The sequence below is a fragment of the Pseudoalteromonas sp. SR44-5 genome, assembly GCF_014163675.1.
GTDB lineage: Bacteria > Pseudomonadota > Gammaproteobacteria > Enterobacterales > Alteromonadaceae > Pseudoalteromonas > Pseudoalteromonas rhizosphaerae.
On record NZ_JACJDT010000023.1, the window covers coordinates 1 to 14,478 of the forward strand.

Annotated in this window: 10 protein-coding genes; 6 read left to right on the forward strand and 4 right to left on the reverse strand. The window is 40.9% G+C overall.

Features of this window, described 5'->3' with window-relative positions; all coding sequences use genetic code 11:
* Positions 1-143: 143 nt before the first annotated feature.
* Both H5154_RS13215 and H5154_RS13220 read left to right on the forward strand, forming a co-directional pair.
* On the forward strand, positions 144-1,268 hold the full coding sequence (locus tag H5154_RS13215) for a sterol desaturase family protein (protein WP_149982407.1): 1,125 nt from the start codon (positions 144-146) through the stop codon (positions 1,266-1,268).
* A 186-nt stretch (positions 1,269-1,454) separates the two neighbouring features.
* Positions 1,455-3,209 carry a hypothetical protein gene (locus tag H5154_RS13220; RefSeq protein ID WP_182718564.1) on the forward strand — a complete coding sequence of 585 codons (1,755 nt, stop codon included), beginning with the start codon at positions 1,455-1,457 and terminating at the stop codon, positions 3,207-3,209.
* A gap of 198 nt (positions 3,210-3,407) precedes the next feature.
* Here the strand turns inward: H5154_RS13220 and H5154_RS13225 are convergent, their stop codons facing one another.
* From H5154_RS13225 to H5154_RS13240, 4 genes are all read right to left on the reverse strand, one after another.
* On the reverse strand, positions 3,408-4,682 hold the full coding sequence (locus H5154_RS13225) for a leucine-rich repeat-containing protein kinase family protein (protein ID WP_182718565.1): 1,275 nt from the start codon (positions 4,680-4,682) through the stop codon (positions 3,408-3,410).
* An 88-nt stretch (positions 4,683-4,770) separates the two neighbouring features.
* Entirely contained in the window at positions 4,771-5,484 is a 714-nt protein-coding gene (locus tag H5154_RS13230) for a YebC/PmpR family DNA-binding transcriptional regulator (protein ID WP_145233481.1), read from the reverse strand.
* Positions 5,485-5,663: 179 nt separating this feature from the next.
* Positions 5,664-7,733 (reverse strand): M13 family metallopeptidase, encoded by a 2,070-nt coding sequence (locus tag H5154_RS13235; RefSeq protein ID WP_182718566.1) that lies wholly within the window; start codon positions 7,731-7,733, stop codon positions 5,664-5,666.
* A gap of 173 nt (positions 7,734-7,906) precedes the next feature.
* Positions 7,907-9,649: an ABC transporter ATP-binding protein/permease gene (locus H5154_RS13240; RefSeq protein ID WP_182718598.1), complete on the reverse strand. Its 1,743-nt coding sequence runs from the start codon at positions 9,647-9,649 to the stop codon at positions 7,907-7,909.
* A 222-nt stretch (positions 9,650-9,871) separates the two neighbouring features.
* On the opposite strand from H5154_RS13240, the gene H5154_RS13245 reads away from it, so the two are divergent.
* From H5154_RS13245 to secF, 4 genes are all read left to right on the forward strand, one after another.
* A complete protein-coding gene (locus H5154_RS13245; protein WP_182718567.1) occupies positions 9,872-10,921 on the forward strand; it encodes an NAD(P)-dependent alcohol dehydrogenase in 1,050 nt (349 codons plus the stop codon).
* A 127-nt stretch (positions 10,922-11,048) separates the two neighbouring features.
* Positions 11,049-11,546, forward strand: coding sequence for a hypothetical protein (locus tag H5154_RS13250; protein WP_182718568.1), 498 nt, complete (start codon positions 11,049-11,051; stop codon positions 11,544-11,546).
* A 107-nt stretch (positions 11,547-11,653) separates the two neighbouring features.
* Entirely contained in the window at positions 11,654-13,507 is a 1,854-nt protein-coding gene (secD, locus tag H5154_RS13255; RefSeq protein WP_182718569.1) for a protein translocase subunit SecD, read from the forward strand.
* The gene (secF, locus tag H5154_RS13260) at positions 13,504-14,430 is read left to right on the forward strand and encodes a protein translocase subunit SecF (protein ID WP_149982401.1); all 927 of its coding nucleotides are present in this window, start codon (positions 13,504-13,506) and stop codon (positions 14,428-14,430) included. The genes secD and secF overlap by 4 nt, the downstream gene beginning before the upstream one ends.
* The last annotated feature ends 48 nt before the right edge of the window (positions 14,431-14,478 follow it).

The following is a 14,478-nucleotide window of genomic DNA, read 5'->3' on the forward strand; positions in this document are numbered from 1 at the left end:
CGAGCTAAATAAAGCGCTAACTGCGTTATAATTTTTTCAAGTAGAACAACTACATGTCAAAATTTACGCCTTGTTATCACTGTATTTATCTGTCGCTATAAATGGTCAGTAACTTAACACGATTGATATAAAAGGAATTACTAATGAAAAATACTCTAAAAACTCACCTGTTTCGTACTAACCACCTACAAATAGGTGAAGGTAATATTAGCGGTTATATCGGCTGCTTTTTAGCTATGCTGTCTTGTTTAGGCGTGCTCGCCTTTCATTTTCCAGAATATTTAACCACACCGGAATTGAGAAAGAGCTACAGTGTCGAATTTTTACGTCAACTGATGTTTGGTGCGCTTATCGTGGCCGGTAGTTTGGGGTTACTTAACTTTGTACGTAACAAAAATAAACGTTTAGGTGCAACTGCGTGGTTTTTTATTGTGCTGGCCATTGCGTTTGGCGGCCCTAATGTTGAGGTGAATGATTTTGCTGATAACACCCCCTATATAGGCCTAGACTGGTTTATATTAGATTTATTGGGCTCAACCTTAATATTTATTCTCATTGAAAAGCTGTTACCGCACCGCAAAGAACAAAAGATATTACGCAGTGAATGGCGCGGTGATCTAAACCACTTTTTTGTTAACCATTTGATTATTGGGTTTGTGTTATTAGTGACTAATCACTTTGTGCACTATGGTTTTGGTTGGGCAGTGTCAAGCACTGTGCAGGGCTACATCAGTCAATTACCTTTTATATTGCAAGTGCTGTTAATTATTTTAGTCGCTGATTTGATGCAGTACTTTGTACACCGCGCTTATCATGAAGTGCCTTATTTATGGCGTTTTCATGGTATTCATCACAGTGCAAAAGAAATGGACTGGCTTGCAGGCTCTCGCCAGCACATTTTAGAGATTTTAGTGACGCGCAGTTTAGTACTTACGCCTATTTTCGTGCTGGGTTTTTCGCAGCAAGTGATCAGCTTATATGTGATAATCGTGGGTTTTCAGGCGGTATTTAACCATGCCAATGTACGGGTGAAATTTGGTTGGTTGAAATATTTATTGGTTACGCCACAGTTTCATCATTGGCATCACTCTTCAGATAAAGCGGCCATTGACCGTAATTATGCTGCGCACTTTTCATTCTTAGATTATGTTTTTGGCACGGCCGTAAAAGGCCAACAAGAATGGCCAGAAGCTTATGGCGTAGTCGGGGACTATGTACCAACTGGGATGTTAAAACAGCAGCTGTTTCCGTTTAAAAAGCAAAAATAGTCGCGATATGGGAATCCTTTCAATTTAGTGTTTTCGATAGTGATCATATTTTATCGAGTATTGGTATGGACAGATAATAACCAAAAATATATTGCTAAAAAAGGTACTAGTAGTAATAATTGATAACTGAAGGAATATGTATTAGTAGCGACTTTTTTGAAACTAATTAAACACAAGGATTCTATTTTGCAATTTAAATCATTTTTAGTGAGCTTATCTATTTTAGCCGCAAGTGGATGCGGTGGCTCTTCTGGAGACAGTCAAGATACAAAGCCACCTGCTATTTCAGAGCAAACGTTTACGCTCAAAATAACAGCCAATGGTGTTGCCGCAGGACTTGAAGTGTCATGGATGGATAACAAAGCGAAGCTTACTGCAGACAAGGCTATTGAACTGAGCGCAACGTCAAAAACATTTGTGAAACCAACCTTATTAGCTATACCAGAAAGTATCACATGCGACACACAGCTGAGCAATACAACAACGTTGAATTATAGCCTTGCTGTTAAATGCGTATCTTCTCAGGCGAGTTTTGCACAAACAACTCTTTATTCATATCCTGTAACTATTCGTTATGGCGAGCAAAGTATTCAGTTAAAAGACTCTCCAGTCTCGGTTCCACCACTTACAATGATTGAGCCTGAAATTACAGCGCTTGGCGGGCCACAGATTTGTGAAGTTGATGACTCCTCTAATCTTAAGTTTAAAGTAGCTTGCCGTCCTTATACTGTGGTGTATGAAAAACGTAAATTGTATTTGGTGTTTAGTGAACAAGAACAGCAATTATTGTTTGATAACCCCTACAAAGAGCGGTTAATTGAATCTGAATATTTATGGTTTGATGAGCAAGTTTGGTTTATTACTGAAGGCGCCTCTACGCAATACAAATTACACTCAGCCTCTTTTAATAATGGCCAATTAGGTAATTATAAAGTCCATGATATTAACGCTTCAAGTTTAGCTATTTCAGGCGGTAAACTATTTGCATTAACGTCTTTTCCTGATGGTGTTTATAGTTGGCAAAGTGGTAAATGGAAAGCTGTATCTAACCTAATCAACAATGGGGTTTTGAAAAGTGAATTTATTGCGAATAATCAAGACCTTTATCTAGCGCTTGAAGATAATAATGAGGTTTCATCAAAATCGTATATACAGATCATAAATGCTCAGATCCGAGGGAGAACTGTATTGAGTAAGCAGATCAGTACATTTAGTCATACACCATTTTTTGAATATGATGACATCACTTTTGGTCTAGGTTTTGGTACTGATGAGCAGTTGCTTATAAATGTAATGGACGTCATACCAAGTGCGCGCGATGACGCTGTGTTTTCATTGAATAATGTACGCAATGCTACTATTTGGCAAAATGGTAATAACCAGTTCTTATTTACAAACCAAGACAGTGGTATTGAACAGTTTAAATTCACACGAGAACAAGTAGAGACAAGTACTGCATTCGATTTAACCGCGTTAAGACAAACAACTCCTGATTGGATTGGCGGCGACTTAGATACTTTACTAGCGGGTGATTTTGTAGAGACAGCATCGATAAAATATGCCGTGCTTAAATATTTACGTAAGGCTGATACAGAGCAGTCTGAATTGCAGTTGCAATCACGGCTAAATACCACTCAACCGATCAGAGTTTATAATGAAACATGGCGCACAATTGCGAGTTATGCACGAAGTAATACTAAAAAAATAACTCCTATTGTGAGTGAACAAGGCTATATATTGGTTTATGTAGGTGATGCGTCATCTAATCAATCAACGGGGCAGCTGTGGGCCCTATCAGCGGATAAAGAGTATTTGCTCAAAGATGATGTGTCATGGGAAAGTTATTCAATGAAAGACTTTCATTTTGAGACTATTTCTGAAAAACACCTTGTGGTGTATAGCGAATTTGCCAACGAAGTCATTACAATAACGCTTGATTAACGCTATTTTATTAACCAACTGAGCTTTGGGTGAATTAGTTTGACCAAAGCTCAGTAAAGTTACTGATAGTATAAAAGCATACCAGACACGAAAGCCATATAAGTAGACCAAGGCTTATTTATATTCAGTTTTATTTTATAGCTATGTAGCAAAGCAAGGCGGTAAAGCACGACTCAGAGGTAGAGTCGCGCATAAAAGTTATAGTTTTTCTATTAGTGCTTTAAGAGTTGGTCGTTGGCTCATATCTTCATTCATACATTGTTGAGCAAGTGTTGTTAACTGTGTTGCATCGCTCGTAACTTCAGAACACACGCTCAGTAAATCATCAATTAAGCAGCCAATCGCTCTGACTTCAATACGCTGCATTTGTTGGCGCTGATAGTCGGTCAGAGAGTCTAAGTTAGTTGCTGCGCCAAAGTCACCAAACAATACTGTGTATTCATCGTTTATCATGGTGTTGTGCGCATATACATCGCCATGACTTACGTTATTGATATGTAAGTGGGCAAGGGTGCTGACCATTTGCTTAGCTATGTGTTTAATGGCGTGAGCAGTAAACTGTGTATGCTCAAAAAAGGTATCGCGGGTGCAAGTATCAAGTGACGGCGGTAAGCCGAGGTTTTGATAGTCCTTGCTGATAAGCTCCATAACCAGACCAAGTTGCTCTGGGTTATCGATATAGGCGAGAACGTTTATTAGGTTTTTATGTTCGCCCGCTTGCAAGCAACAGTTTACTTCATCAAGTGGATAGCCATCACTGGTGATCGCGCCTTTAAACAGTTTTAACGCCACATTATTGTGCTGCCACTGTGCTAAGTGAATAATCCCAGACGCACCTTCACCAATTTTTTCAACAAGTGAAAACTCGTTTAGTTGTACGGCTGCTAATTGAACTTGTTGTAAACTTTGTGCTTTATTAAAGTCATTGCCTGCAAAAGCCAGCCAACTGAGTTTTGGTAATTCAAACAGCCAGTCATTAACATCAGTTAAGTTATTCGCAGATAAACGCACGAGTTCAAGCGCTTGGCACTGCTGCATGCTGTGTGGCAAAGTCGTTAGTCGATTACCAGCAAGGGCAAGTTTACGCAGTTGCGTAAGTTCACCAAAAGAGTCTGGCAATTGTTCAATATGGTTGTCAGTTAAAATTAACCATTGTGTCGAAAGCGGCAAACTATGCTCGGCAAATTCACTGATTTTATTGCCTTTAAATGCAATCATAATAAGGGAAGGGCATTTTGCCAATACAGCAGGAATATGCTGGAACTGATTGAATGATAAAAACACCCGCTTTAATTTAGTTAAACTAGCAAATTCGTCGGGCAAATCAGATAAATTATTATTTGATAAATCGAGTACTTCGAGGGTATCTGCAAGGGTAAAAATTTCGTCTGGGAATGTGGTTAGCTCTTCAACTAGTTGTAAACGTTTAGTGCCAGCTAATTTACCACTACGAAGCTGTTCAACGGTATTCAAAATACAAATCCATTTATTTAGGGGTTTAACAATAAGAAAATAAAAAGGCCAATCAAGTTGGCCTTAGTCATAATTTTAGTCAATAAAATTAAAATTGTGCGTTGTGGTACACGTTTTGTACGTCGTCACAATCTTCAAGCATCGCTAAAAAGCGTTCCATTACTTCTACGTCTTCGCCTGCAATGGGTGCTTCAACTTGCGGCACAAAAGAGATCAAATCTTCATCAAACTCAGTAACGCCCATTTCTTCAAGTGCGGTACGGGTGTTGTTGTACTCAGTATGCGGAGCAAAAACAGTGACTTTGCCGGCTTCAACTTCTACGTCAGTAACATCAACGTCAGCCATCATTAGTGCTTCAAGCACGGCTTCGTCATCATCGCCATCAAATACAAAAATAGCTAAATGATCAAATAAGTGAGATACCGAGTTTTGTGCACCAATTTTAGCGTTTGCTTTAGTAAAACATACACGTACATCAGCAAAGGTACGTTTGTTGTTGTCAGTTAAGCAATCAACAATGATCATGCAGTTACCAGGGCCATAGCCTTCGTAACGAGTTGCTGAGTAGTCTTCACCGCCGCCGCCTTTGGCTTTATCAATTGCGCGGTCAATTACGTGTGCTGGTACTTGATCTTTTTTAGCGCGTTCAATTAAACGACGTAGCGATAGGTTGCCATCGGGATCAATACCACCATTTTTTGCGCAAATATAAATTTCTTTACCGTACTTTGAGTAAACTTTAGTTTTAGCACCCGCAGTCTTAGCCATTGAATCTTTTTTGTTTTGGTAAGCTCTTCCCATCTGCGTTTCGCCTTAAATATGTTTTTAAAAGTATAAATTTTGTAGTGCCGTATTCTATACCCAACTCGCTTGGAAATACAGAATTCAGTGGGAATTAAAGTTGCTTTGAGTGAGCAAGCAGCACAAAAAATATAACCCGCAGTTGCGGGTTATATTTTCAATCGAAATGTATCGGGTTATTACCAAATACGTACGCGTTGATCTTCTGGTAAATACAAGGCATCACCCGGTTGTACATTGAATGCTTTGTACCATGCATCGTGGTTACGTGGTGCTTGTGCTCTAAAGCGACCGGGTGCATGTGTGCCACCACGAAGCTGGTTTAACATGCTTTGCTCAGTGCGTTTTTCTTTCCATACTTGTGCCCAGGCTAGGAAGAACCGTTGATCGCCCGTAAGGCCGTCAATAATAGGCGCTTCTTTACCGTTTAGGCTGAGTTTGTAAGCGTGATAAGCCATTGCTAACCCACCCACGTCACCGATGTTTTCACCTAAGCTATTACGACCATTAACGAAGTTACCAGGGATTGGCTCGTATTGACTGTATTGTGCAGCAAGTTGGTCGGCTTTGGCATCAAATGCAGCACGATCGGCATCTGTCCACCAGTTACGTTGTACGCCGTTAGCATCTGACTTAGAGCCTTGATCGTCAAAACCATGGCCCATTTCATGACCAATCACGGCACCAATGCCACCATAGTTTACTGCCGGATCGGCATTAGGATCGAAAAATGGTGGTTGTAGAATTGCTGCAGGGAATACAATTTCGTTAAACGAACTGTTGTAGTAAGCGTTAACACGTTGTGGTGTCATGCCCCAGCGGTTACGGTCGGTTTTTTGCAATTCTTTTGCAGCGCTTTCAGCTCGGAAAAACTCGCGGGTATTTTTGATGTTGCCCATCAAATCATTGCTACTTATGCTTAAACCATCAAATGATTGCCATACATCGGGATAGCCAATTTTAGGCACAAACGCAGCGAGTTTAGCGCGGGCATTTACTTTCGTTTCTGCTCCCATCCAGTCTAGGTTGTCAATACGTTCGCCCAGAGCTGTTCGCAGGTTTTCTACCAATGCTGACATTTGTTGTTTTGATGATTCAGGGAAGTAGCGTGCTACATACACTTTACCAATGGCAAAACCTAATGAATCAGTGCTCGACATTTGGCTGATAGCGCGTTTCCAGCGTGGGCGAGGCTCTTGCTGGCCATTTAGCTCTTTTCCGTAAAATGCGAAGTTAGTATTGAATACATCTTCAGACAGTAGCTCTGCATTAGAGCTTAGTGCGTGATAGGTTAAGTAATCTTTCCATACAGTAACATCTTCTTGATTGATCAATGCAATCATGGCTTTGATCGGCTCTGGTTGCGATACATTTAACTGTGGTACTTGGTATCCTGTTTGTTCAAAATACAGATCCCAATTAAAATCAGGATAGCTAGAGCTCAGCTCGCTGCGTTCGATTTGATTTAGGGTAAGGTCGCGGTTACGACGTTTTTCTCGTGGCCACTGGCCTTGTGCTATTTTGGTTTCAAGGGCTAAAATTGCCTCAGCACGTTCAGTTGTATTGTCAACACCTGCAAATTTAAGCATGTCGGCAATATGGGCTACATAAGCAGTACGAGTTTTAACAAAACGTTCTGAATCTTCAAGGTAGTAAGAACGATCTGGTAAACCTAAGCCGCCAGCACCTAATGACATTTCATATTTATTTGGGTCTAAGCGGTTAAACCACATGCCACCACCAATAGGCGAGTTAACGCCCGTTAACCACGATTGGCCAAACAATTTGGTTAGATCATCGGTTGATGAAACGTTACTAATTTCCGTTAGTAGTGGTTTAATTGGCGACACACCAAGCTTATTAAGGGTATCGGTATCCATATACGCGTTATAGAAATCGGCAACTAACTTTTCTTCAGTATTTAAATCTTTTCGGGCTGCGATCTCTTCAATAATTGCCTTAACACGCTCTTCGCTGCGCTCTGCCAATCCTGCAAATGCACCGTAGCGAGTTTTATCGGCAGGCATAACGTAGTTGTCATACCATGTGCCACTGGCGTACATGAAAAAGTCATCACCTGGTTTTATGGCTTCATTGCGGGCTGTTAAATCTACCCCAAAGCTACCTAATTCAGCTTTTGCTGTCTGGGTTTCGGCACTAGGCTGCTGTTGCGCTTGTGTTGTTTTAGGCTCTGAACAGCCGGTCAGAAATGTGGCAGCAAGTGTTGCTGCAATAAGTGTTTTCTTCATTGGATTTCCCTGAATGTAATTTAATTATTTTTATCTCACGTTTTTCTAACTCGGATTGTTATTGATAACCTAAAAACAGACAAACTTTTGAGGTGAATTACTTCTCAGTTAGGTGAAACAACAAGCAACGCGACATACAGTGTGTATCCCGCGCCGAAGATGAGTCTCCATGTTTATGCTGTTTTTTGTTGAAGTTCCCACATGCGCGCGTATTCACCATTGAGGGTAAGTAACTCATCATGTTTGCCTTGCTCGATCAGCTGACCCTCTTTGAGCACAATAATCGTGTCTGCATCTGTTATTGTTGATAAGCGATGGGCAATAACTAAACTGGTATGATTAGAGGCCAGTGCAGACATGGCTTTTAATATTGCTTGCTCGGAATGAGAGTCTAGCGCTGATGTTGCTTCGTCAAAAATGATAATAGGGGAGCGTTTTAAAATGGTTCGGGCTATGGCAATGCGTTGTTTTTCACCGCCTGAAACTTTTAAACCTCGTTCACCAACGAGGGTTTGATCACCTTTATCTAAACTATCAATAAAGCTGCGTAAATGCGCCATATTAATAGCGTTATCAATGTCTTGTGCTGTAGCATCTGGACGGCCATAAGCAATGTTGTCGCGAATGCTGGTATTAAATAACACAGTATCTTGTGGCACAATGGCAATCGCTTGTCGCAAGCTGTTGAGTGTGACGCTAGTAAGTTGTTGACCATCAATATGTATTTCACCGCTGTCAATATCATAAAAGCGATACAGTAAACGGGCTAGGGTGCTTTTTCCTGCACCGCTGGCGCCCACCACCGCGATTTTACTACCTGCTTTTATAGAAAAACTAAGCTGCTTAATGATAGGCCTTGATGGGTGGTAGCCAAAGTTAACGTTTTTAAATTCTATATCAGCGTGTTGTATATTGAGCTGTTGTGCATTTGCTTTATCTGAAATGAGTGGTTTACGGGTTAATAGTCCGAGCATATTTTCAAGGTCGGTTAAGGCGCGGCGAATTTCTCGATAAACAAAGCCTAAAAAATTGAGCGGTAAAAATAATTGGATCATATAGGCGTTGATCATTACCAACTCACCAATAGAGAGTGTGCCTTTAACCACTTCAATACTAGCAAGCCACATTAAAGCGGTGATCGCTGCTGCTATGATCAAGGCTTGACCTGAATTAAGGGCAAGCAACGATAAGCGGTTTTTAAGCCGGGCTTGCTCCCAACTAGCTAAAAAGCCATCATAAGTTTGTGCTTCATGCTTTTCATTATTAAAATATTTAACGGTTTCATAATTAAGTAAGCTGTCAATAGCACGGCTATTACTATTATTGTCGGCTTGGTTTGCTTCGCGAATAAAGCGGTTGCGCCACTGTGTTACAACAACCGTGAAGGTAATATATAAAGCCACTGCAAGCAGGGTAACTACGGCAAACCACGGCGAAAATAAAGTTGCAAAAATAATCGCAACTACGGCTATTTCAAATAAAGTTGGCACAATATTGAACATTAAAAAGCGCATTAAGAAGCTTAAGCCACTGGTGCCACGCTCTATATCACGGCTAATGCCGCCAGTTTGCCTATCAAGATGAAACGACAACTCAAGGCTGTGTAGGTGATTAAATACTTTTAGGCCAATATGGCGCATAGCATGTTCAGTTACACGACCAAACAACGCATCACGTACTTCACCAAAAAACACACTCGCAAAACGTAGTCCGCCATACAGTAACAGTAAAGCTATGGGTACGATGACTATATTTTGTAAACTTGGATCAACACTGTCGATTATTTCTTTCAGCGCCCATGGCATCAATAAAGTGGCACCCTTTGCGGCGATCAATGCCAGTGTTGCAAGTGTTACACGGCCTTTAAAAGCAACTAAGTAAGGCCACAAGGTGACAATGCTTTGCTTTAAATTCATCGCATCATGATGTTTTATTGCTTCTTGTTTACCCATTCCGCGCATATTTTCTCTAACTCTATTAAGTCTGCATTAAACTTTTTCTAGTAGCCTAGAGTATAAACTTTAACAGTTTGTATCTAGGGCTATACTACTAACAGCACATAGTACAGTTTAGGCAGCTTAAGACAATGTTTTAGAGTGGTTAATTAAACTCAGTTTTTAACAAAGAAGGGAAAGCAGATGAAAACTATCGGATACGCAGCAAATCAAGCTAATACGCCATTAGAGCCATTTCATTTTGAAAGACGCGATTTGCGCGATGAAGATGTTGCGATTGAAATCTTATATTGCGGGGTGTGCCATTCAGATCTACATACCGTAAATAATGATTGGGGTGGTACTAGTTACCCAATTATACCAGGACATGAGATTGTCGGTCGTGTCGATGAGGTTGGCAGCAAAGTGACTAAATACAAAGTTGGCGATAATGTAGCAGTTGGTTGTATGGTTGATAGCTGCCTTGAGTGTGACCAATGCCACAAAGGCGAAGAGCAATTTTGTCGCGAAGGTATGGTCGGAACTTATTCAGGAAAAGATCGTATCACTGGTGAATCAACCAAAGGTGGTTACGCCAAACACATTGTAGTGCGCGAAGAGTTTGTTTTAAACGTTCCAGAATCACTTGATCTTGCTAAGTGTGCGCCAATTTTATGCGCGGGTATTACCACGTATTCGCCGCTACGTACTTTTAATGTCGGGCCTGGTAGCCGAGTTGGCGTTATTGGCTTAGGTGGGTTAGGCCATATGGCAATTAAAATCGCAGCGGCAATGGGTGCCCATGTGACAGCTATTAGTCGATCAGATGATAAAAAACAGCAAGCGTTGGAATATGGCGCTGAAGGTTTACTGGTATCTAAAGACGAACAAGCCATGAAAGCATACGCTAATCAGTTTGATGTGATCATTAATACTATTCCAGTTAAGCATGACTTTACCCCTTATATGCCCCTATTAGATATTGATGGTACTCAAGTATTAGTCGGACAAGTGGGTGAGATGGCTGAATCAAACTCGGTGCCATTATTATTGGGGCGTCGCCGCGTGGCTGGCTCTTTGATTGGTGGTATTGCACAAACTCAAGAAATTCTTAATTTCTGTGCGCTGCATAATATTTTACCGGAAGTAGAGATGATCAATATGGCAGATATTAATCAGGCTTTTGAACGCTTAAAAGAAGGTGATTTGTCTCATCGTTATGTCATTGACATGTCCTCACTTGAAGTCGCTTAATTATCGACTGTGATTTTTGGCCGTAAGTAGTTTTACTTGCGGTTTTTTTTGTTCAATTGCAAATTAGCTATTGAAATAGGGCAATTACTCCCCATTTATAATACCAGCTTACTATTTAGATAATAAAATGATCCGTTTTCGCTTAGTCCTTACTGTATTACTGCTGTTTACTGCACTTTTTAGTGTGCAGGCTAATGCTGTGAGCAACGCTGAGACTAATGTGAGCCAGCCTACCGCTTTTTTTCAGTCGGCGATGTTATCTGATTTGAGTGTTTTAGAGGTTAAGGTATTTGATACTTCAGTATCAGATAGCACCCCTTTTACCAAGAAGATACCAATTGCGGCGGCTGATCAACAAACAGAAGGCGCGGGGTTTGAGTCTTTACAGCCACGCTTTTCAGCGAGTAATTCATCGTTATTTCTGTATCAAAGCCAAGTTGAGCCAAGTTATGTGGCAATATTTGAGTTTTTTGTACCTAGCCTTGCGCGCCAACTTTACTTACAACCCCTTGAACCGCCAATAACATTACCTTGGTTTGTAGCCTACGAAGGTAAAAAATCACGGATTAGTGGTTGGAAAGACGCCAACTTACAATACCGTGCAGTACTTACTTACTTCAGTTAACTCTTCCTACTAATTTTTTCGATGTTTTAGTCATTCAACTAAAGCAAATAAATTACTGCGCCTATGAGGCGAGAAACCGATGCTTGCATTGGTTTAAAGGAAGCAATATGTTAAAAAATTCATCAAAAAAACCGCAGCTACAGCGTTTTAAAATAAGCTATATGGCGATGTTTTTGGCGCTGGTATTATTAGCTATCAGTGCCTTACCAAATTTATATCCAGCAAAATCGTGGCTGCATCTGAGTACAACGCAGAGCCAGCCACATTCACAGCAGTTACTAGCGAATACTCCTTCGCAAAAATCTGTTATTGATTTTTTAAATCAACATGGGTTTCTGGTTGAGCAATCAATTCAAGTGGCGCAAAACAGCCTTTCATTAAATGTGTTACTACAAGAGCCAACCAAAAGTGCCGCAGCGCAACAAGCGTTAAAAAGTGAATTTACGCAGTTGAATGCAAAAATAGTCACGCATCAAACAAGTCCCGATTGGTTACAAAGCTTAGGATTAGCACCTATAAAATTAGGTCTTGATCTTAATGGTGGTGTGTTATTTGTATTAGATGTTGATTTAGTGAAAGCGCAACAAGAGCAACTTGATAGTGCGTATGAACAAACTAAAACAATTATTCGTGATGAAAAAGCCAGAGGTGTTCGTGTACAAAAAAATGCCCATGGTTTTGAATTACACGCGTTGCCTGCTGCTAAAAGTGACTTAGCCGCAGTACAGGCGAATGTTCTAAAGCGTTTTGAGCGTTTAATGGCAACTGCGCATTCACAGGGTAATCTAACAACGGTTGCATTTAGTTTTAGTGAACAAGGTAGTAATGCGTTTGATAAAGAAGTAATGAGTCAAACCTTAACCACTTTAAGAGGCCGTATTGAAGAATTAGGCATTACTGAAGCAGTTACCCAGCGCCAAGGTAAACAACGTATTCGTATTGAGTTACCCGGTGTACAAGATCCAAGTGAAGCAAAACGTATTATAGGTGCAACAGCGTCGCTTGATTTTTATCAGCTTAAAGAAATCGGCGGAAAAACCTTTAACCTGCAAAATGGTGGCTCGATCAATTTAGACCCAATTGCTATTTTTTCGGGACAACACATCAATAATGCCCATGCAGGGCGCGATGAATGGGGCAAGCCGCTAGTGCAACTTAGCCTTGATAGCCAAGGTGGCGAGGCGATGTCAGCATTTTCAAAACGTAATATCGGTAAACCAATGGCAACGGTGTATTCTGAATATTATAAAAATGTCAAAGGTGAAGTAGTTAAAAAAAGTGAAGTGATTAATGTTGCCAATATAGCTCAACATTTGAGTAGCCAATTTAGTATTACTAATATGCAAAGTCCACAAGCGGCGCAGGATTTAGCATTGCTATTACGTGCAGGTTCATTAACTGCGCCGGTGACAATCGTACAAGAACAAACCATTGGGCCAAGCTTGGGCGCAGATAACATACATAATGGGCTCGCGGCCTTAATGTTGGGAATGGGTATTACATTAGCCTTTATGGCGCTGTGGTATCGCCGTTTAGGGCTGGTGGCAAATATTGCCTTATTATTGAATTTAACAGCTTTAGCAGGATTAATGTCACTGCTGCCTGGCGTGGTGCTAACTTTACCGGGCATCGCCGGGCTGGTACTGACAATCGGTATGGCTGTTGATACTAATGTTATTATTTTTGAGCGGATCAAAGAAGAGCGCCGTAAAGGCCGAGCACCATATCAAGCGATAGAGCAGGGCTACCAACAAGCATTTGCGACAATTTTTGATGCTAATATTACCACTATGATCACGGCAATTATTTTATATGGTATTGGCTATGGGCCAATCAAAGGCTTTGCAATTACGCTGGCGTTAGGGCTAATAACTAGCGTATTTACCGGGGTGTATGTTTCTAAGGCGTTGAGTCAGACTTTGTATTTAAAATTGGCAAATAAGCGAGGAGCTCGCGCATGAGCAATTCAAATGAAAAAATGAGCACCACAACCCGCTTACGTTTATCGGGGTTGGTTTTATCTATCCTACTAGTGCTGCTCTCTGTAATAGGGGTTGCTACAAAAGGATTGAATTTCGGCCTTGATTTTACTGGTGGCTATTTAACTGAGTTTACCACTGCAGTGCCAATTAGTGAGGCTGAGCTGGCGAAAAAAATTAGTTATTATCACCATGATGACTTTACCTTAAGCGCTCAATCTAGCCAGCACTTTCAGTTAAGAGAGGCAGAGCAAGCCAGTACATCGCCTTGGTTAGCAACGCTTACGCAAGATGAGACATTGGGTGCTGAAGTGTTGTCATCTTCTTACTTAGGCTCTCAAGTTGGCGATGAATTATTTGAACAAGGCTGTTTGGCATTATTTGCGGCAATGGTTGCCGTGATGATTTATTTAGCGCTACGCTTTGAGTGGCGTTTAGCGTTGGGATCGGTTGTGGCTTTAATGCATGACGTGGTGGTGGTAGTTGGTTTATTTGCATGGTTACAGCTTGATTTTAACTTAACCGTGTTAGCGAGTTTACTGGCAATCATTGGTTATTCATTAAATGATTCAATTATTGTCGGGGACAGGGTACGCGAGCTACTGCGCTTAGATTCCACAACACAACAAGCTAGCGTGAATACGGTGATCAATGAATCAATTAAGAGCACTTTGACCCGTACTTTGATCACCTCAGGCACTACTCTTGCAACAGTGGCGAGTGTGTGGTTATTGGCTGGTGCGCCGTTACAGGGGTTTTCTATCGCACTATTTGTAGGAATTGTTGTGGGAACATTATCGTCAATTTGTATTGCTGCAACGTTACCGCAGTTACTTGGTTTAAGACATGAAAACTATCAAGTTAAGGTCGATGAGCAAAGCCAAGCGTTGATGGATATGCCGTAACTGACTTTATCAACGAAAAACAAAAATGCCGCGATATACGCGGCATTG

Excerpts from the sequence above, each read along its gene's own strand:
- H5154_RS13235 (WP_182718566.1), bottom strand. The coding sequence starts at position 7,733 with ATGAAGAAAACACTTATTGCAGCAACACTTGCTGCCACATTTCTGACC.
- H5154_RS13245 (WP_182718567.1), top strand. The coding sequence starts at position 9,872 with ATGAAAACTATCGGATACGCAGCAAATCAAGCTAATACGCCATTAGAG.
- secD (WP_182718569.1), top strand. The coding sequence starts at position 11,654 with ATGTTAAAAAATTCATCAAAAAAACCGCAGCTACAGCGTTTTAAAATA.
- H5154_RS13215 (WP_149982407.1), top strand. The coding sequence starts at position 144 with ATGAAAAATACTCTAAAAACTCACCTGTTTCGTACTAACCACCTACAA.
- H5154_RS13250 (WP_182718568.1), top strand. The coding sequence starts at position 11,049 with ATGATCCGTTTTCGCTTAGTCCTTACTGTATTACTGCTGTTTACTGCA.
- H5154_RS13230 (WP_145233481.1), bottom strand. The coding sequence starts at position 5,484 with ATGGGAAGAGCTTACCAAAACAAAAAAGATTCAATGGCTAAGACTGCG.
- secF (WP_149982401.1), top strand. The coding sequence starts at position 13,504 with ATGAGCAATTCAAATGAAAAAATGAGCACCACAACCCGCTTACGTTTA.
- H5154_RS13240 (WP_182718598.1), bottom strand. The coding sequence starts at position 9,649 with ATGAATTTAAAGCAAAGCATTGTCACCTTGTGGCCTTACTTAGTTGCT.